This is a genomic window from Acetobacter sp. DsW_54 (genome assembly GCF_002153575.1).
Lineage (GTDB): Bacteria > Pseudomonadota > Alphaproteobacteria > Acetobacterales > Acetobacteraceae > Acetobacter > Acetobacter fabarum.
Map to the genome: position 1 here is coordinate 57,898 of NZ_JOPD01000001.1, position 18,247 is coordinate 76,144.

Below are 18,247 nucleotides of genomic sequence, written 5' to 3' on the forward strand. Positions count from 1 at the left end.
TTTTTCCTGAAAAAATGATCTGTGCGGTTGTTTGGCTAGCGCGCTGCCACAAAAAGGGCAACAGTAAGGCTTAAGCAACATGCGCTGCTTACCGGACGGCTCCGTGCATGAAAATGTTCTGAAGGAAGCCGGGCCGGTGTTGGAGCGGCTTGTTAACGTGGACTGCTGCCTGAATACAGGCGGCCAGAAAGGCGGGGGATTTTCTTGTTCAAAAGACGTAAGCCTGAAGATAGTCAGCCAAACACACAGGCACCCTCTACCGTGCAGCAGGGTTCTGCGCGTCCGGCAGGGGCATCTGGCACTGTTCTTCCGTCCAATGCGGCGGCTCAGGGTAGTTCTGCGGCTGGGGCTCCCGTATCGCATTCTGATAATTCAAAGGAAACTTCACCTATGGGTCGTGCACCTTTTCCGTCTGGTTCTTCTCTTCCCGCAGGTGCTGGCATTCCGCCTATGCCCGGAGCTGCTGCCGCCCGTGGCCTGCCCACGCAGATCCAGCCGAAAAAGGATGGCCCGGAGCAGCGTACTCTGGTTGTCGGGCGCGGCATTAGCGTGCAGGGCACGGTGCAGGATGCAGAGCGTCTGGTGGTTGAAGGGACGGTTGAATCCAGCATGATCACGGCCAAGGAACTGGTTGTTATGCCAGGTGGCCTGTTCCGTGGTGGTGTGGAAGTGGAAAATGCGGAAATCGCCGGTACGGTGGATGGCTCCCTGACCGCACGTGGCGGGTTGACCGTGCGTGGTAGCGGCCGCCTGCTGGGTAAGGCTGCCTGCCATCGCCTGAAAGTGGAAGATGGTGGCCAGATTACAGGGCAGCTGGAAATGCTGGCCGAAGGCAGTGCCACAACCAAAACGGCTGATAGCGCGGCTGAGCCGGTTAAGGCGATTGAAGGCTGATTATCTGCCTGTTAGCCTGATGGTGGTGGTAGTGCCACCATCAGGCATCATGCTTGGGTGTGGCTGATCAGGCTACACTGTCGCGGCGGTCACGCAGACGCACATAGGCGATCTGGGCGTGTTCCTCGCAATAGGGTTTACCCGGAATGGGCGTTGCACCACAAAAATGAAAACCCGGTGTGCCAGGGTCGCCAATAGGCCAGCAGCAGGATGGGCCGCGGCGCTTTTGTGGTTCCGGGTCCGAGATGCTGCGCAGCAGTGTTTTGGGTTTGGCGCTGGTGCGCGTAACGGGTGCCGCTTTTTCTTTTCTGGCAGTTTTATCATCCACCGTACCCGCCTCAGTCGCCGTAGCAGGTGCTGGGGAGGGGGCTGCAACAGGTGTAGGCGCGGTTGCAGCAACCGGCTGTGTAGCAGGTGCCACGGACGGAGCCGGAGCAGCCACGCGGCTAACGGGGGCCTCCGGTGTGGGGGGAATAAGCGTGGGCTGCTCGGCTTTGTCGGCCGCTGCCTTGGGTTTGCTGCCGTTCCGCCGGATGGGGGAGGGCCGCGGCGGCAGGCCCAGCCTGTGCGCCTTGCCGACCACTGCGTTCTTGGTAATGGAAAGACGCCTGCCGATTTCCGCCGTTGAAAGACCTTCCGCCCAGAGGTCCTTAAGCTGGGCGATTATTTCTTCGGACCACTCCATTAACAGGCACCTTTGAGCATTGCATGGCGGGCTGGCAAAATACCAGTGCTTCTACATTTTGCATATTAGGAGGATGGCACTCGTATCTCAAGCGGAAAGCCCGCAGTCTGGGTGCCCTGTGGTGTGTTCATGCCTGCAAAAAGTGGTTTTACCGGGTTTATGGGGGGCGGAAGGGTAGGGGCCGGTGCCTAGCTCTGCACAATATCCAGACCAATATCGAGTGCCTGCACGCTATGGGTCAGCCAGCCGAGCGAGAGCACATCCACTCCGGTCTGGGCAATGGCGGAGGCTGTTTTGAGCGTGATGCCGCCAGAGGCCTCGGCCAGTGCGCGCCCGTTAATCATGCGCACGGCCTGTTCAAGCTGGGGTACGGACATGTTATCCAGCAGATAGACATCCGCCCCCGGTCCGGACAGGGCTTCCTCAAGCTGTTCGAGGGTATCGACTTCCAGTTCCACCTTCATCAGGTGTCCTGCGTATGTACGGGCAGAAAGCAGGGCTTTTTGTATGTTGCCACCGCACAGGGCAATATGGTTGTCCTTGATCAGAATGGCATCGTCCAGTCGGAGCCTGTGGCTGCTCCCGCCCCCGGCGCGCACCGCGTATTTTTGCAGGCTTCTTAACCCCGGCAGGGTTTTACGGGTGCAGGCCACACGGGCTTTGGTGCCAGCCACGGCTTGCACAATATGGCGCGTATGTGTGGCGATGCCGCTCAGGTGTGACAGCAGGTTCAATGCCGTGCGCTCCCCAGCCAGCAGGGTGGTGGCGTTGCCTTCCACGGTGGCCAGAACGTCCCCTTGTGCAATCTGGTTGCCATCTTGCTTGATCTGGCTGAAGCGCACGCTGGGGTCCAGTATGGCAAAAGCCTGTCGGGCTCCTTCCAGCCCGCACAGAACACCATTCTGGCGGCTGCGGAAGATGGCATGCAGTTGCTGCCCCGGCTGGGCCAGCGCCTGTGTGGTGACATCCCCCCCAATTCCCAGATCTTCCATAAGTGCGGTGCGCACAATGGGTTCCCATAAAAGGGTGGGAAGATGCAGGTTTGTGGTCATGTCAGGCTCCGGTCTGGGGGCTTAAATTGCCAGCATCCGCTCCACCGCCATACGGGCGGGGTGTTGCAGTTGTTCAGGGATGGTCACTTCCGTCTGCATGGTTTCCAGCGCCTGACGGATGTTGGACAGGGTAATCCGCTTCATGTGCGGGCACAGGTTGCACGGGCGCACAAACTGCGTTTGCGGGTAGAGTGCCGCAAGGTTGTCGCTCATGGAACACTCTGTAACCAGCAGGACCTTTTGCGGTTTGGTCTGGTCAATAAAGCTGATCATCTGTGCAGTGGAGCCTGCATGGTCGGCCTCTGCAACCACGTCGGGTGGGCATTCGGGGTGCGCAATGACACTCACATCGGGGTGCAGGCGCCGGTACTGGCGGATTTCCTGCGGGGTAAAGCGTTCATGCACTTCGCAGTGGGCTGGCCATGTCAGCATTTCTATGCCGGTTTCGGCTTCGATGTTGCGGGCCAGAAACTCGTCGGGGATCATAATCACGCGGGGAACACCGAGACTTTCCACAATGCGGCGTGCATTGCCCGATGTGCAGCAGACATCGCTTTCCGCTTTTACATCGGCTGTGCTGTTAACGTAGGTTACAACGGGCACACCGGGGTAGCGCTTTTTGAGCGTTCGCACGTTGTCTGCGGTAATGCCTTCGGCCAGAGAACACCCTGCCGTGGCATCCGGGATAAGAACAGTTTTTTCCGGGTTCAGCAGTTTTGCGGTTTCGGCCATAAAATGCACGCCCGCCATCACCATGGTAGAGGCATCCACCGTTTGTGCCGCACGTGCCAGAGCCAGACTGTCGCCCCGAATATCTGCCACACAATGGAAGATCTCCGGTGTTTGGTAATTATGGGCCAGAATGACGGCGTTTTTTTCCTGCTTCAAGCGCAGGATGGCTTCAATATCCGCCGCGTAATTGGCTTCCCATTGGTCCCGCAGCATAATGTGGGCAACAGGGTGGTATAATTCATCCCTGCTGGGCATGAGAGAGGCAGACATGGTTGTGTTCCGTTTCCCGTGCTATATATGCTCTTATTGAGTATATATAGCATTCAGGAATTGCAAGGGTCGAACCAAACACTTTTTCAGGAGATGGCAGGTAAAGGAAGTTTGGCCCCCGCCAGATAGCAGTGTTCGGCTGTTTCGGGTGCGAATTGATACAGTTGTGCTGGCCGGCCCTGTGGGGGGGAATCGTATTCCGCGGTGCGGCTGACCAGTTTTTGCTGCTGCACAAGCCGCCGGAAGTTCTGTTTGTGCATGGCGCGCCCTGCCAGAGCCTCCATGGCCTGTTGAAGTTGCAACAGGGTGAACTGCCGGGGCAGTAGGTCGAACACTGCCGGTGTGTAGCGTATTTTTGCCCGCATGCGTGAAAGTGCCGTGGCCAGAATGCGCCGGTAGTCGCGGTGCATGCTCAGGCCCGGGAGGTGCGCGCCATTCTGCCACGAGGATTCGGGCACAAGCCCGGCCTCCCAGAGCAGTTCATAACGCTGGAGGCTGAGTTCATCGTTCCAGGCGTGGTCCTCAAGGCCAAAAACAGTGGTGCATCTTTGCCAGTGCTGTGTGTTATCGGCCGCCCACTGTTTGAGGCGTGTGGCAATGGTATGCAGCAATGGGCAGGTTGTTGCATCCCGCCGGTCTTCCCATGGGAAGTAGTCATAAATGGAACGCTCGGCCAGACTGTGGTCGCAGTTCTGGCGGATGAACGCCATGTAGGAAATCTGCACCATCTGGTGGCCCTGCCCATGCAGGGGGTCGGCAAAGGTATAAAGCTGTTCTGTATGACCAAGCTTTAGGCCGGTCTGGTGTTCCACCCAGTTACGCATCCCTTTTTGCAAGGAGCGATGCTCCACCATAAGCGGGCCGGACGGAAAGGAGCGGCCATGCTCCAGCGTTAGAATGTGTGGCGTATTGTTGCTGATACTGACCAGAACAGCCACCAGTTCGGTCTCACACAATACTGGCTGTGCGTTTTGGGGTATGGGGGTGGCCAAAGGACTGATCATGGCTGGCAAAGTGTCTGAACGTGTGGTGTCTGGCAAGTGTCATAAAATGAGTGCGCATGGCGCCGTGCGTGAGAAGAAGCGCGCCATGCCTGCGTGGTAAAAGAGTTATAAAAGAACAGGCACGCTCAGGCCAAGGGGGAGATGGCCCGTCTGGCGGGAAATGTGTCCAGCCAGAGGGGCATGTCCTTTGCGGGGAGGGGTTTGCTGTAAAAATAACCCTGCAGAATATCGCAACCCAGTTGTTGCAACTTGGTTTCCTGCGCTTCGTGCTCAACACCTTCTGTAACGACCTTGATACCAAGGCGTTTGCCAATGTTGATTGCAGCTTCTGCTACAACAAGAGAACTGATGTTGTTTTCAAAATTCTCAATAAAACTGCGGTCGATTTTGATCTCTGTCAGAGGGAGTTGTGCAAGCCGTGACAGAGACGAAAAGCCCGTACCAAAATCATCCATGGACAGGCCAACACCAATATTGCGGATGGCAGTCAGGTTGGCGGCTGTTTCGGGGTCCTGCCGCATGGCCACACTTTCGGTAATTTCTATGGTCAGGCGATGCGGGGCCAGATTGTACTTCTGCAATACGGATAGGATCTGGTCTGGCAGGTCCATGCTGCAAAAATGAACGGCAGACATGTTTACGCTGACAATGGGAACGTAAACATTGTTCTGCTCCCATTCTATGACCTGCTGGCAGGATTTATCCAGCGACCATAAACCTATGGCTTCGATCTGCCCGGTTTCCTCTGCAATGGGAATAAAGGTAGAGGGTGGAATAAAGCCAAGTGTGGGGTGCTGCCAGCGGCTGAGCGCTTCAACGCCGCACAGGGTGCCCGTTAATGCGCAAATCTGGGGCTGATAGACCAGATGAAGCTGCATTTTTTGCAATGCTTCGCGCAGGGCAGAGCCAATAATCAGGCGTTCGCGCATATTGCTGTTGCCGCCTTTGCCAAAAAAACGGAACCCGCCACGGGCCTGTTTTTTGGTCTGCCGCATGGCAATTTCGGAAGCGCCCAGTATTTCCTCTATTTCCGTGCCATCATCGGGGTAAAGGCTGATCCCTATGCTCAGGGAGGCAACCAGATCACGGCCTTTAACCTCTATGGGTTCGCGGGATATGCAGTTCAGGTCATGGGCCAGTTTGCAGGCTTTGTTGCGGTCTGCATCAGGCATGACAACCACAAAATCATCCCCTCCCAAACGGGCAACCAGATTTTGCCCGCGGCAAAAAGCGGCAATGCGTCGGGCAATGGTCTGGAGCAGGATGTCCCCACTATTGTACCCCATGACATTGTTGACATCCTGCAAAAGGTCAACGTCAAGCATCAGAATGGCAAAGGGTGCCTGCCCGGTCTGCGCCAGCATCTGCCTCAGGCGGGTGGACAGGGCTGTTCTGTTCAGAAGCCCCGTTAGGGAATCAATGTTATTAAAATTATTGATTTTATAGAGTGTTTTTTCATGTTCTATAATAGATGCGCAGGACGGAATGCACCCTGTGACAATTTTTTGCGGCCAGTCAGTGATTTTTTCCTTGTTGCGTGAGAAAAGTGCAAAAATACCGATCAGTTCTCCCGCACCGTTGCAGATGGCCGATGCCCAGCAGTCATGCAGGTCGTTGAGCTGGCTCTGACCCTGTTTTGGGGTCCAGATCAGGGCACAGGCATGGTGTGGGTTTGTGCGCAGGGTCTGGATATCCGAAGCGCTTAAAACCAGATTGTCCAGCTTGTTGATCTTACTGCTGGGCAGGCTTTTCCCCGAAAGAATGGAAAGCCCCCCCTGTGGGGTAATGTGCAGGAGTGTGGCTATGCTGTTGGGAACAAGTTCTTCCACCTTGCTGCACAGCATATCTGCAACATCGTGTATGGTTGTGTAGTCTGCGAGTGCGGCAAAAACCTCGCTTTGCAGTTCCAGTAGCTTACGGCGGTGGACTTCTTCGGTCACACCTTTAATAAAGGCCATGTAATAGCGTTTGTTATCTTTCCCGATCAGAGCAGTAGATAACGAGAGTTCTGCGGCAACATAATCCCCATTGCTGCGAACAAACGTAACTTCGCGCGAGGTGTTGACAAGGCGGTGAATCCCCGTCTTGCGATGGTGTTCAATATAGTCATTATGGTGCTGGCGGTGCCCCAGGGGGATCAGTAGGTCAACATTATTCCCCAGAACCGCAGATGCCGAACACCCCCACAAATGCTCTGCCGCAGCATTAAAAAAAACAATCCTGTTCTGGTCATCAATGATGATGACGCCATCAGTCGCCTGTTCAAGAATGGCTGCGTAAAACGTGTTGGTATAGCCTGAGAGCGTGAGCGGGTTTGCAAGTTCTGGCATGGACTCAATCTTTAAGCAGAAGGCTAAACCAGAGGGACATCTGCCTCATGACATTCATGCCAGATGGAAGAACCGCATTGCGCAAGGCATGGTTTGGTGTGTGAGGTCTTTTGAAAATTGAATATATGGGTGGTTGCAAAGTCAAATAAATTTTGTTGAAAGTCTGAGGAATTGGAAAATTATTTTTCAGAAAATGGTATGTTACATAAAATAGAACAGAAAAAATAAAATATAGTTCTAGTGTTTGTGCATTATATTCAATAAATTTGTCAAAAATAACCAAACTCATGTCGTATATATTCCCTTGTGATGACACACGTAATGTTTTTATTGTTATCGCAAGGCGTCAAAAATGTTTTAAGATCTGGGGGAATTGCTTCGCAGCAAAACCCCACCATGAAGCTTATCGTGATTCTCATACCACCATTGTCACATTGGCGTTACAACAGTGGAGCGTCCATATATTTTTTAAAAATAGGTAAAAAAAATCTAATTTTACAGTTATTTAAAGGATAATTTCCCGCTCTTGCTCCGGGGCGGAAAAGCAGGGTTTTGCTAGTGGATTGTGGAGAAAAACAAACAAGGTAAAGCATTGCTTCATACGATGCCTGACTGGTTTAAATGGCTTAATTTTAATGTCAGGTTTTTGCTCTGAAGCGTGATATGCAGGCACGACCCTGTATCCGGTCCTCTTTAATAAGGAGCGGTGAAGGATCAGATAGATGGTTGCGACAAGAGAGCATGAAGACAGGCTTAATTTTTCTGGCTGCTGCAATAGCTGAAATCGGCGGGTGTTTTGCCTTCTGGGGGTGGCTGCGTTTGGGAAAAACGCCCCTCTGGCTTGTGCCGGGGTGTTGTTGCCTGCTTCTGTTCGCGTATCTTTTAACCCTGATTGATACATCCGTGGCGGGGCGTGCTTACGCAGCCTACGGAGGTATTTACATTCTGGTGGCGGTTTTCTGGATGTGGCTGGCAGAAGGAGCGCGACCAGACCCGTGGGATTTTCTGGGCGTGGGTTTATGCCTGCTGGGTACGGTTGTTATTTTATTGGCACCCCACGCGCGGTGAGCGATTATTTGTTTTGGCGGAGGCATGTGTATTCATGAACGCAGAGTTCTGGCTTGCAAAATGGCGTCAAAACGAAATCGGGTTTCATACTCCTTGCCCGCATCATGCTTTGGTGCAGTATTTTTCCAGGCTCGGTTTGGCTCCGGGGGACCGGGTTTTTGTGCCATTATGTGGGAAGACGCTAGATATTCACTGGCTCCTAGAGCAGGGGTACAAAGTTGTCGGTGTGGAACTGAGCCGCCTGGCGGTTGAACAGCTTTTTGCTGAATTGGGCATTCAACCCGCTGTGTTTTCTCTGTCTCCAGAAATCATGGTGTTTGAAGGTCCTGATATAAAAATTTTTGTGGCAGATATTTTTGTGCTGACGCATGCCATACTCGGTCCGGTTGATGCGGTTTACGATAGGGCTGCTCTGGTGGCGTTACCTGAGGATATACGCGTGCGTTATGCGCAGCATGTTATAGAAATTTCCCGTAAATCAGAACAGTTTTTGATTTGTGTTGAATATGATCAGTCCCGCCTGTCTGGTCCGCCCTATGCCGTTATGGCGCATGATGTGGAGCGGTATTACGGGCAGGCTTATAATATCGCGAGTATTGAGCGCCTGCCTGTGCCCAGAGGCATAAAGGGAAAAGAACCGGGGTTTGAGCATGTCTGGATTTTGCAAGGGCGTGATGCAGCGCCTGCGAGTGACCAGAAAATTTAATCCATATTTGGTTTGACTTTTTATGAATTTGGGCCGCGTGCTGATTTTTGCAAAAAATCTGTAAAATATTTGTATCCATTACTTAAAAAACATAGAGTCTCGGGCATAGCGTCGTATATATTGCCTGTGAGCTTGTTATAAAATCCAGCATATGGTCATGCGCGTGAGTCCATTCCCATCCTTCTTTGTCGTGGCTTCTCAGGTTTTCAGAGCCATAAAAAAGCCGGCAAAAATGATGGTGAGCTACGGACTGCCGGTTCTGGTTGTGGCAATCTGCGGTACAGCCGTTGAGTTTGATGAATACCAGCATGCCATTTCCAGAATTAACGAGGCTGCCCGCCGGGATAGTCAGGCTTATGCCAACCTGATTATGGAGCGGCTGGACACCCGCTTTACAGAGCTGGATATGGCGCTGGCCGCGCTGCGCGGTGCGGATGACAAGCTTGGCACTCCTCTTTCTCCCCAGGTTGAACTGTCGCTTCGGCACTATCTGCTTTCGCGCCCGACTTACTCGACTTTTAGCGTTCTGGGGGCTGATGGTGAGAGCATACAATGGTCCAGCTCGGAGCAGAAAAAGGCGCTGGATGAACCATTACGGGATTTTTTGCCCGTTCCCAAAATGCCACATCACCTTCTGGGGCCTGTGCATTATTCGGAAAGTCTGGGAACAGTCGTGCTGCCAATGCGGGTGCGCGAAAAAGACGGTGGGAAAGCAGGCTATTTTTTAGGGTCTCCTTACCGGCTCAGCAGGTTTCTGGATGAGCAGGAACTGCCACCGGATTACCGGAACTGGGATTTTACGGTTATTGATACCCGGAGCGGGCAGTCCCTGACCCATTTGCTGCATATGCAGGTGCAGGTTCACCCTTTGTTGTCTGTAAAGCCGGAAATGGTCGCGCTAGCCCCTGTGCCGGGTTACCCGTTTGTTGTGCAGACGCTGGTATCTTCCTCGCGCGTGTGGCACGCATACAGCCAGCAGGCTCCCGCGCGCTGGAGTGCGGAGGCATTGTTGCTTGTCCTGTTATTGCTCGTCGGGGAGTTTTTAATCCGTCGGCGTGATCGTGAGCAGATGGCGCATTTGCGCAGGCTGACCGATTTTAACATGTTTATGGCGCAGGCCAGCCAGTGTGCCAGTCAGGCAAATGATGAAGCGGGGCTTTTGCAGGAAATCTGCGATATGGCCATACGCTATACTCATTTTAGAATTGCCCTTATTGCCCGACCGGATGAAGCGCAGTGGTTTCAGATGCTCGCAATAAGCGGTGCGCGGGCATATCTGAATAATATTGCCATTTCCGCGCGGGGGGACCTGCCGGAAGGGCGGGGTACTATTGGTCAGGTCTGGCGCACGGGGCTACCTATTTTTAATGCGTCTTTCTCAAGTAACGCCGCCCTTGCGCCATGGAAAGAACGCGCGCTCAAGCTAGGGTTGCGTTCCAATACGGCTCTGCCGATTTACAGGGATGGCAAGGTCTGGGCTGTTTTTAGTGTTTATCATGAAAAAGCAGATATTTTTGATGATCAGCTCCAGATCCTGCTCAAGGAAGTCTGCATTAATATTTCCATGGGTCTGGATAGGATTTACAGCCAGCAGTTGAAAACCGCTTTGCTGGATAATTCCCTTGTTGGGATTCTTCTTGTAAAAAACAGGGTTGTTCAGATGACCAACTCATATGCCACGCATATGTTTGGTCTTGAGCCTGATGCTCTTGTTGGTCAATCAACCGAAATTCTCTACGCAGATCAGGCTGAGTTCGAGCGTATTGCCGAGTTTTATGAGCAGCTTGCGCAAAAGCGTACAGTGCGGATAACTGGCGTGCGCCTTGCCCGCTCCGATGGGCAGATTCTGATTGCTGATTGCTCAGGCGTAAAATTGTCTGATCTGCAAAATGATATTTCTGTCTGGACGCTTGAGGATGTGACCAGCAGGGATGTTGCGCGACGTTTGTACCATGCACTGGTGAACGCGGCAGATGCCGTGTTGCTGGCCACGGATGAACGCGAGATGTGTCGTCGGGCCTGTCTGGATCTGGTGCGGGATACGCTGTTCCATGCGGTCTGGATTGGTCGAGTAAGCGACGAGGGGCAGCTGGAGGTTTTATCCCATGCCGGGGAGGGTACCGAAGGGATAGAGCAGATCAACAACTGTCTGGATCAATCCTGCTCCCTGTCCCAGCCGCTGGTGATTATGCGTGCATGGCGCGACAGGGATCTTGCTTATAGTAACGATGAACTTGCAGAGCAGGCCAATAGTCCCTGCTTTGAGTTTATACGCACCAATAACTGGCGTGCGGTGCTGTGCGCACCCATTTGGCGTGATGGCCAGATGTGGGCGATCATGACCTTTGTTTCCCCTCAGGCGCAGGTGTTTGATGCGCCAAGCATTGCATTGTGCAAACGGGTTGCCAGCCTGTTGGGCCATGCGCTGGACAAGCTCGATGTGAAGCAGCGCATTGAATGTTTGCAGGAGCAGGAAGCTGCCCGCGCCCGCCATGATATGCTGACCGGCCTGCCCAACCGTCTGGCGCTTACGGAGTATCTGCCGCAAGCACTTGCCCGTGCGCAGCGCCAGACGACCAGTGTTGCCATTGGCATGATTGATCTGGATGGCTTTAAACAGGTGAATGATACATACGGGCACGAAGCTGGGGACAGGCTCTTGCAGCAACTGGGGCAAAACCTGCAAGCCCGGATACGCCAGACAGATTTTGTTGCCCGGTTGGGTGGGGATGAGTTTGTTGTGGTGTTTGAAGGACTGACACCTACGCAGGCGGTTGAGCAGGTGGAAGTGGTGCTGGCCGCGCTGCATACAGCAGTTGAAAAGCCTTTTCCGGTTACAGTGGAGGACACCGCAACTGTTGGTATGACACTGGGGGTGGCATTGTACCCGCAGGATGGTGAAAATGCCGAAAGTTTGCTCAAACGGGCCGATAAGGCCATGTATCACGCAAAACAGAATAAAAAAACGCGTGAAAAATGGTGGTTCTTGGTGAAGGATCTTGCGGGTGACGCATCGGATGCTCCTTTGCTCTGAGGTAGCAGGCTCCGCATGGTGCAATAGAGGTGTTTTCTGTTGGCCTGAGTTTGCCTTATGCCCAACATGGGATTGATTGAAAAACCTGATGCCAGAAATACAGCGCAAAAATTACCGTTTTACTTTGTGCTAGCTGGCCCTTATTGCTACCAAATATTGTCCTGAATACAGGACTTTTCTCACAGATATAGCGGCTTCAATGGACACAAAGACTCTTTTTTCCGGCATGGCTCTGGCCTTTGGCGCTTATGCGTCTTTTGCAGTGAGTGATGCATTTTCCAAATTGCTGGCTGGCCAGCTTGATCCATTTGAAGTGGCTTTTTCTGGCGGGGTTTTTGGTTTTCTTATTCTGCCCTTTATCCGCAGGTCCGGTGAATCCTATCTGGATATCGTCAGGCCGCAAAAATGGGGCATGTGGTTGCTGCGTGCAGGGTGTGTGTTTGCTGCTACGGCTGCCAGTGTGGAAGCGTTTATGCTGCTCCCTATGCCCGAAGCCCTTTCGCTCATGTTTCTTATGCCGCTGTTTGTGACAATCCTGTCCGTGCTGCTGCTCAAGGAAAAAGTGTCATTCTGGGCATGGCTGGCGGTTGTACTGGGGTTTGTCGGGGTTCTTATTGTTCTACGCCCCGGGCTTCGGGCGCTGCAATGGGGGCATCTGTGCGCGCTGATCGCAGCTTTTGCCAACGCTGGCAGTGTTATTGCCTATCGTCTGGCGGATAAGGAGCCCACGCGCCTGTCCCTGTTTGGTTCAAGCCTGATTGGTCCTCTGGTTGGCAATGGGCTGCTTATGGGGCTGCATGCACAATGGCCTGCCACAATGACAGCATGGGTCTATCTGTTTGGTTACGGCTTTCTTGCGGCTTTGGGGCAGTTGATGATGATGATGGCAACAGCCAGAGCACCTGCCAACCGTGTTGCGCTGCCGCAGTACAGCCAGATGGTGTGGGGGGTGGCTTTGAGCTACCTCGTATTCCGCCAGCCGCTGGATGGCTGGACATTCGTGGGTATTATTGTGCTGATGTCTTCCGGTATTCTGAACTGGGTGCGTCAGAGAATCCGCTATGAGCGGATGGCCATGAAGGAACGCCTTGCCCGCCGTAAAGCCCGTAAGGCAGATAAGGCCGGTCAACTCGTGAGTTGACCGGGTTGGGGCCGCTGCTTCAGGCTTCTATAATTTTTGAACCAAAAATGGCGGATTGCAGGATAATGGTCATGGCAATGCGTGTGTCCATGACCTTGAACATGGTGTTGAACAGCATGCCTGTGGCAACGGTCATGGCGGAGCCCCAGAACGGCTTGGGGAGCGGGCCATATGGTCCGGGTTGATCGGGGTAATCCTGCTGAAAAATAGGTTCCACGTATGCCCACATGGCCTCGCGCAGGTTTTCTGTAGCAATCAGGGGGCGGAAGTGGGCTTCAACATCAGGCATGCCTTCTTCTGCGGTGCCCAGACGGCTGGCAACGCTTGCAAACTGGGCGTTCAGGTCCGGTAAGTCCTGTGCGGAGCAGCCGTTCTGGAGTGCTGGCCCACTCAGGCAGGGCCACAGGCCGGGGTTATGCACACTGGCGTCCCCTTGCATCAGCAGTTGGTTGAGCTGCTCACCAAACAGAAAGGTCCGCCCCCCAGCCAGTGTATGTGCCATTATATCCTGCTCCGGTCGTTGCCCAGAGTGTATGAGCGCAAGCAGGCTGGTTTGGGTGGCAAACCCACAAACACTCCCTAAAGCCGCAAATAGCGTAGGGGCATGTACGCGCCGATTATCATCTTGTAACGGGCGTGCAAAATTGCGCACGATTTCTGTTGTTACAAGGTTAAGAAGGGCCGCCTGAGGAAAATCTTTCCAGACAACACCATCAGAACCCGTTGTCTGGTTTTGTGGGGCGGGGGAGTGGGGCATGCAGACAGGCCTTGGTGTTTTTGTATGGACCAAAGAGTGCTCCATAACGCGAACTGTGGTTTCCATCCAGCATGCAGGGGCAATGTTGGGGAGTGGGCTATGGAAAGGAACAGTCTTTAAAAGATTATAAAAAAAGAGATGTGTAAAAATAAATCGGAATGATATGTAAATTAATAAGGTGTAACAAATTCAATATCATGCGTAAATTTCTTGATCTCATAAAATAAAATTATGTCCATTATAAAAATAATAACTTGCCTTTGTATTGGATGTATGGGAAAAATATAGAGTGGATGCTCTTATAAGGCGAGTTGGTGCGCGTTGTGCCAGCCTTGTCCTGTTAGAAGTTACGATTGCGCACGTGTTCTGTGCGCGACCACGACGTTAAAAAGGAGCCTAGTTATGGCAACAGGCACCGTAAAATGGTTTAATTCGACCAAGGGTTTCGGTTTTATCCAGCCTGAGGATGGTGCGCAGGACGTGTTCGTTCACATTACTGCTCTCGAACGTGCAGGTATGGCTTCGCTCAGCGAAGGGCAGCAGATTTCTTACGAAATCGAAGCTGGCCGTAACGGCAAAAAGTCTGCTGTCAATCTCAAGGCAGTTTAAGACCAGACCAGCAGAAATGCTGTCTGAAGCCGCCTTTCGGGGCGGCTTTTTTTATGTCTGGGGTTAAGCCCGGTCAGGTGTGGTCTGGCGCACGTGTTAACAGGTGGCTGATCATGGCCCCGACTAGGCAGCAGGTGGCACTGGCCAGGAACATGGCGGGGTAGCCTGCAAGTTCAATGATAGGCCCGAGTGTAAAGCCTGAACACGCAATGGCCAGGTCCAGAAAGATGGAATAAGCGCTGAGTGCGGCACCACGGTTATGAGGGCCTGCCTTGTTAACCGCCAGAACCCCTAATGCCGGGAACAGGAGCGAAAAGCCTGCCCCTGTTAGGGCTGCCCCCAGCAATGCACTGGTATGGGACGGAAAAACCCCAATAACAACCAGTCCAATCGCTTCGACCAGTAAGGAAACAATGGCGACAAACACGCCTCCGCGTCGTTTGATCTGGGATGCAAAGAAAAACCGGATACACACAAACACGATGCCAAAAACAGCAAGTGCCGTAGCCGCGCCAGTCCAATGATGGGCTGCATAATACAGTGCCAGAAAAGACGAGATGGCAGCAAACCCGATAGAGCCTGCGGCAAGGGCCGAGCCGTGCCACAGAACCAGATGCAATGCCTTGCTGAAAGCAATAGGCGTTTCAGTTGATGGGTGAGGTTGGGCTCCGTGGTAAAAGCCAATAAGGGCAAGCCCGAATAGTGGTAATGCGGCAGAAAGGGCACCAACCGAAACCAGCCCCCCATACGGTGCAGGCAGGAGTGCAAGTGCCGCACCAACCGGTGCCCCCAGAGCAATGCCCCCGTAAGAGCATATTCCGTTCCACGATATGGCCAGTGCTGTGTTCTCGGCCCCCACGCGGTGGATGTTCCATATGATAACACCCGTTGCTGTCCAGCTTTCTGCCCAGCCCAGAAAAAGGCGGCTGAGCAATATAATGGCAAGGGAAGCAGAGGGGGCATATGGCAGCAGCCCCGCCCCCCCCAAGAGCAGGCCGGAACAGACGCAAGTCAGCAACCCGCCAATAACCACGGGTTTGGGGCCTATTCTGTCCACCAGCCGTCCGGCGGAGGAGCGGGCCGCAAAGGTGGCCAGATATTGTAGGGCAAAGGTTAGCCCGGCCAGCGTTGTGCTGTAGCCCAGCGTTGTATGCACAAAAATTGTCAGGACCGCATTGGGCATGCCTATGACAATATAGACAAGCAGATTGAACAGAACGACGGAAAGAACCTTCCTGATCGGAGATGCGTCTGATGTTTGTGCGGTGGCCATGCCGTAATTGGAACAGATTTTGAACGCTTTGCACAGCAGGTTAAGCGCATGAGCAGCAATGTGATGAGTATGTGGGGCATGGAGCCGGAGAGGCCCCTTTGGTGCCCGCATGGCGCAAAGAATTCGGCAGAGTAAAAGGGGAATTTTATAGACCGATCGGTCTGGTTGTATTGACTGAGCACTGTAGATACTCTATTAAATACGCATGAGTGTTGTAGAAAAGCATAATGCAGCCAGAAGGCGTATTGTAGAAGCCGCACGGTCTATTGTTGGGGAGCGTGGGTTTTCTGCTGTAGGCATTTCCCAGATACTGGAAGTTGCAAGTATCCCCAAAGGATCATTTTACCATTATTTTGATTCGAAGGAGGCTTTTGGCGAAGAACTTTTGCGGATTTACATGGATGATTATCTGCAAAAAATGGACACTCTGTTCTCACCCGATGTTGGTAATGCAGCGGACCAGCTGTTTGCATATTTCCGCTTCTGGCAGGAAACGCATGTGGATGGGAAAACAGGCGATAAATGCCTGATTGTTAAGCTGGCAGCAGAAGTATCTGACTTGTCCGAACGCATGCGGAGAATTCTGGATACCGGCACAGCCAAAGCCATAGACCGCATTGCCCGCACCATTGCGGAAGGGCAAAAGGAAGGCTCGGTCCAGCGCGGTATGGAGGCTCAGGCACTGGCGGGAGCTTTATACCAGCTCTGGCTTGGCGCGACCTTAATGGTCAAGATTACGCACCGCTCCCAGCCGTTTGAAAAAACATGGCAGGCGTCCCAGCGGCTCCTTCTGCCCTGATCCGGCGGAGCGTGTAGCTCAAACCGACCCGGTTTGGTCTTTTTTAAAATGCTTTTGTTACAAGCATGTGCGTAACGTGCAGGGCGGATATGAGCCGATCGGTCTATTTTCGTCGTTGACCGCATCTATATCCATACATATATAGACAACATGAGTAGCACAAACCAGCAAGCCACGGTTTTGGCGGGGTGCTGTTTGTGTGGAGTTATGGTCGTGCACTGTTGTTCCAGGTTGTGGGCGCAAGAGCGGGCAGCATCCGGCTGCTTCTCGTGTGCCAACAATTAAATAGACTGGTCTATTTTTAATCGCCCCGATGTTGTGCGCGGTCGCGCATTGGGTGCGGGGTAGATTGTGCACACTTCTGCCTTGGCGACTTTTAATACTTGTGAGGAAAAAATGGCCTACGCGTCAACAAACCCCTATACGGGCGAAGTTCTAGCCACATTCCCCGATGCAACGGATGCGGAAGTGCAGACCGCACTGGCACAGGCTCACGCAGCTTATGAAAGCTGGCGCGAAACATCCTTTGCAGAACGTGCACGGGTCATGACGGCCGCCGCCGCCATTTTGCGCCGGGATGTGGATAAATATGCCCTGCTTGGCACGCTGGAAATGGGCAAGCTGTTTGAAGAATCCAAAAAAGAAGTGATTCTTTCAGCCGAAATTTTTGAATATTACGCAAAATTTGCCGAAAAACTGCTCCAGCCTGAATCCCTGCCGGTTGCCGACCCTTCGGAAGGCAAGGCCACTTTGGTGCATGAACCGCTGGGTATTGTGCTGGCAATCGAACCTTGGAATTTCCCCTTCTATCAGGTTGTGCGCATTATTGCGCCCCAGCTTTCTGCTGGTAATGCCGTGCTGCTCAAGCATGCTTCCAACCTGCCGCAGTGTGCAGCAGCCTGCCAGAGCCTGATGGAAGAAGCCGGTCTGCCCAAAGGCCTGTTCCGCAACCTGTATGCTGCGCGCCCGCATACAGCCATGATCCTGAATGACCCCCGCGTTTGCGGCGTGGCCCTGACCGGGTCCGAAGGTGCTGGCGTTATTATCGCAGGCACGGCGGGCAAAGCCCTTAAAAAGGCAACCATGGAACTGGGTGGCGCAGACGCCTTTATTGTTCTGGATGATGCCGATGTGGAAAAGGCTGCCAAATGGGCCGTGCTGGGCCGCCATTGGAATGCAGGGCAGGTGTGTGTATCTGCCAAGCGTCTGATTGTGGCTGATGCCGTGTATGATCGTTTTCTGGAGCTGTACAAAAAAGGTGTTGCCGAGCTTAAAGCGGGTGACCCTATGGACCCAGCCACCACACTGGCTCCGCTTTCTTCCCAGGGTGCCAAGGATGACCTGCACGATCAGGTAACGCGGGCCATGAGCCATGGCGCAAAGGTAGAAGTTATTGGTGCTCCCGTGCCGGGTAAGGGCGCGTTCTTCCAGCCGCTGCTCATGACCGGTCTGGATGAGAATAACGAAGCCCGCCATTGGGAGTTTTTCGGCCCGGTAACACAGCTTTACCGTGCGAAAGATGAAGATGACGCCGTGCGTATTGCCAATGATTCGCCCTATGGTCTGGGTGGGTCTGTCTTTACGCGGGATGAGGCACGTGGTGCGCGTGTTGCCGCCCGGATCCGCACAGGCATGGTGTTTATCAACCATCCGCTGGCACCAAAGGCCGATCTTCCGTTCGGGGGTATTGCCCGTTCCGGTTATGGCCGCGAGCTGATCGGTCTGGGGATCAAGGAGTTTGTTAACCACAAACTGATCAACACTGTTGATATTGACGCACCGTTCTGACGAACACAGCCCGGTGGAAGTGATATTCCACCGGGTTTTGCAAAATATACTGACTGAATAAGATACTTTTTTATAAAAGTATCAGACTGAAACTCCCGGACTAAA

At 53.3% G+C, this 18,247-nt stretch carries 15 protein-coding genes; 8 read left to right on the forward strand and 7 right to left on the reverse strand.

Annotated elements, in window-relative coordinates; genetic code table 11:
- The first annotated feature begins 204 nt into the window (after positions 1-204).
- Complete coding sequence (locus tag HK20_RS00275) at positions 205-894, forward strand: polymer-forming cytoskeletal protein (protein ID WP_194301366.1); 690 nt, start codon at positions 205-207, stop codon at positions 892-894.
- Positions 895-961: 67 nt separating this feature from the next.
- On the opposite strand, the gene HK20_RS00280 is transcribed toward HK20_RS00275, so the two are convergent.
- From HK20_RS00280 to HK20_RS00300, 5 genes are all read right to left on the reverse strand, one after another.
- Complete coding sequence (locus HK20_RS00280) at positions 962-1,579, reverse strand: GcrA family cell cycle regulator (protein ID WP_086645109.1); 618 nt, start codon at positions 1,577-1,579, stop codon at positions 962-964.
- A 188-nt stretch (positions 1,580-1,767) separates the two neighbouring features.
- Positions 1,768-2,631 (reverse strand): carboxylating nicotinate-nucleotide diphosphorylase, encoded by an 864-nt coding sequence (nadC, locus tag HK20_RS00285; RefSeq protein WP_086645110.1) that lies wholly within the window; start codon positions 2,629-2,631, stop codon positions 1,768-1,770.
- A 21-nt stretch (positions 2,632-2,652) separates the two neighbouring features.
- Positions 2,653-3,633, reverse strand: a complete 981-nt coding sequence (gene nadA, locus HK20_RS00290; protein WP_086645111.1) for a quinolinate synthase NadA — start codon at positions 3,631-3,633, stop codon at positions 2,653-2,655.
- A gap of 86 nt (positions 3,634-3,719) precedes the next feature.
- A complete protein-coding gene (locus HK20_RS00295) occupies positions 3,720-4,637 on the reverse strand; it encodes an NrtR DNA-binding winged helix domain-containing protein (protein WP_086645112.1) in 918 nt (305 codons plus the stop codon).
- Positions 4,638-4,762: 125 nt separating this feature from the next.
- Positions 4,763-6,967, reverse strand: coding sequence for an EAL domain-containing protein (locus HK20_RS00300; protein ID WP_086645113.1), 2,205 nt, complete (start codon positions 6,965-6,967; stop codon positions 4,763-4,765).
- A gap of 741 nt (positions 6,968-7,708) precedes the next feature.
- Between HK20_RS00300 and HK20_RS00310 the strand changes: the two genes are divergently transcribed.
- The 4 genes from HK20_RS00310 (at position 7,709) to HK20_RS00325 (ending at position 12,916) form a co-directional block, all read left to right on the forward strand.
- The gene (locus tag HK20_RS00310) at positions 7,709-8,035 is read left to right on the forward strand and encodes a YnfA family protein (RefSeq protein ID WP_086645115.1); all 327 of its coding nucleotides are present in this window, start codon (positions 7,709-7,711) and stop codon (positions 8,033-8,035) included.
- A 34-nt stretch (positions 8,036-8,069) separates the two neighbouring features.
- A complete protein-coding gene (tmpT, locus tag HK20_RS00315) occupies positions 8,070-8,741 on the forward strand; it encodes a thiopurine S-methyltransferase (protein WP_086645116.1) in 672 nt (223 codons plus the stop codon).
- A 232-nt stretch (positions 8,742-8,973) separates the two neighbouring features.
- Positions 8,974-11,775: a diguanylate cyclase domain-containing protein gene (locus tag HK20_RS00320; protein WP_158093020.1), complete on the forward strand. Its 2,802-nt coding sequence runs from the start codon at positions 8,974-8,976 to the stop codon at positions 11,773-11,775.
- Positions 11,776-11,974: 199 nt separating this feature from the next.
- Positions 11,975-12,916: a DMT family transporter gene (locus HK20_RS00325; protein ID WP_233129013.1), complete on the forward strand. Its 942-nt coding sequence runs from the start codon at positions 11,975-11,977 to the stop codon at positions 12,914-12,916.
- 19 nt (positions 12,917-12,935) lie between these two features.
- Here the strand turns inward: HK20_RS00325 and HK20_RS00330 are convergent, their stop codons facing one another.
- On the reverse strand, positions 12,936-13,418 hold the full coding sequence (locus HK20_RS00330) for a hypothetical protein (RefSeq protein ID WP_143296431.1): 483 nt from the start codon (positions 13,416-13,418) through the stop codon (positions 12,936-12,938).
- A gap of 657 nt (positions 13,419-14,075) precedes the next feature.
- Between HK20_RS00330 and HK20_RS00335 the strand changes: the two genes are divergently transcribed.
- Positions 14,076-14,282: a cold-shock protein gene (locus tag HK20_RS00335; RefSeq protein ID WP_086645119.1), complete on the forward strand. Its 207-nt coding sequence runs from the start codon at positions 14,076-14,078 to the stop codon at positions 14,280-14,282.
- Positions 14,283-14,355: 73 nt separating this feature from the next.
- Here the strand turns inward: HK20_RS00335 and HK20_RS00340 are convergent, their stop codons facing one another.
- On the reverse strand, positions 14,356-15,555 hold the full coding sequence (locus HK20_RS00340; RefSeq protein WP_086645159.1) for an MFS transporter: 1,200 nt from the start codon (positions 15,553-15,555) through the stop codon (positions 14,356-14,358).
- Between the two features lie 205 nt (positions 15,556-15,760).
- Between HK20_RS00340 and HK20_RS00345 the strand changes: the two genes are divergently transcribed.
- Together HK20_RS00345 and HK20_RS00350 are read left to right on the forward strand one after the other, a co-directional pair.
- The gene (locus HK20_RS00345) at positions 15,761-16,354 is read left to right on the forward strand and encodes a TetR/AcrR family transcriptional regulator (protein WP_086645120.1); all 594 of its coding nucleotides are present in this window, start codon (positions 15,761-15,763) and stop codon (positions 16,352-16,354) included.
- Between the two features lie 396 nt (positions 16,355-16,750).
- The gene (locus tag HK20_RS00350; protein WP_086645121.1) at positions 16,751-18,142 is read left to right on the forward strand and encodes an NAD-dependent succinate-semialdehyde dehydrogenase; all 1,392 of its coding nucleotides are present in this window, start codon (positions 16,751-16,753) and stop codon (positions 18,140-18,142) included.
- Positions 18,143-18,247 lie beyond the last annotated feature (105 nt).

Excerpts from the sequence above, each read along its gene's own strand:
- HK20_RS00280 (WP_086645109.1), bottom strand. The coding sequence starts at position 1,579 with ATGGAGTGGTCCGAAGAAATAATCGCCCAGCTTAAGGACCTCTGGGCG.
- nadC (WP_086645110.1), bottom strand. The coding sequence starts at position 2,631 with ATGACCACAAACCTGCATCTTCCCACCCTTTTATGGGAACCCATTGTG.
- nadA (WP_086645111.1), bottom strand. The coding sequence starts at position 3,633 with ATGTCTGCCTCTCTCATGCCCAGCAGGGATGAATTATACCACCCTGTT.
- HK20_RS00295 (WP_086645112.1), bottom strand. The coding sequence starts at position 4,637 with ATGATCAGTCCTTTGGCCACCCCCATACCCCAAAACGCACAGCCAGTA.
- HK20_RS00300 (WP_086645113.1), bottom strand. The coding sequence starts at position 6,967 with ATGCCAGAACTTGCAAACCCGCTCACGCTCTCAGGCTATACCAACACG.
- HK20_RS00310 (WP_086645115.1), top strand. The coding sequence starts at position 7,709 with ATGAAGACAGGCTTAATTTTTCTGGCTGCTGCAATAGCTGAAATCGGC.
- tmpT (WP_086645116.1), top strand. The coding sequence starts at position 8,070 with ATGAACGCAGAGTTCTGGCTTGCAAAATGGCGTCAAAACGAAATCGGG.
- HK20_RS00320 (WP_158093020.1), top strand. The coding sequence starts at position 8,974 with ATGATGGTGAGCTACGGACTGCCGGTTCTGGTTGTGGCAATCTGCGGT.
- HK20_RS00325 (WP_233129013.1), top strand. The coding sequence starts at position 11,975 with ATGGACACAAAGACTCTTTTTTCCGGCATGGCTCTGGCCTTTGGCGCT.
- HK20_RS00330 (WP_143296431.1), bottom strand. The coding sequence starts at position 13,418 with ATGGCACATACACTGGCTGGGGGGCGGACCTTTCTGTTTGGTGAGCAG.
- HK20_RS00335 (WP_086645119.1), top strand. The coding sequence starts at position 14,076 with ATGGCAACAGGCACCGTAAAATGGTTTAATTCGACCAAGGGTTTCGGT.
- HK20_RS00340 (WP_086645159.1), bottom strand. The coding sequence starts at position 15,555 with ATGGCCACCGCACAAACATCAGACGCATCTCCGATCAGGAAGGTTCTT.
- HK20_RS00345 (WP_086645120.1), top strand. The coding sequence starts at position 15,761 with ATGAGTGTTGTAGAAAAGCATAATGCAGCCAGAAGGCGTATTGTAGAA.
- HK20_RS00350 (WP_086645121.1), top strand. The coding sequence starts at position 16,751 with ATGGCCTACGCGTCAACAAACCCCTATACGGGCGAAGTTCTAGCCACA.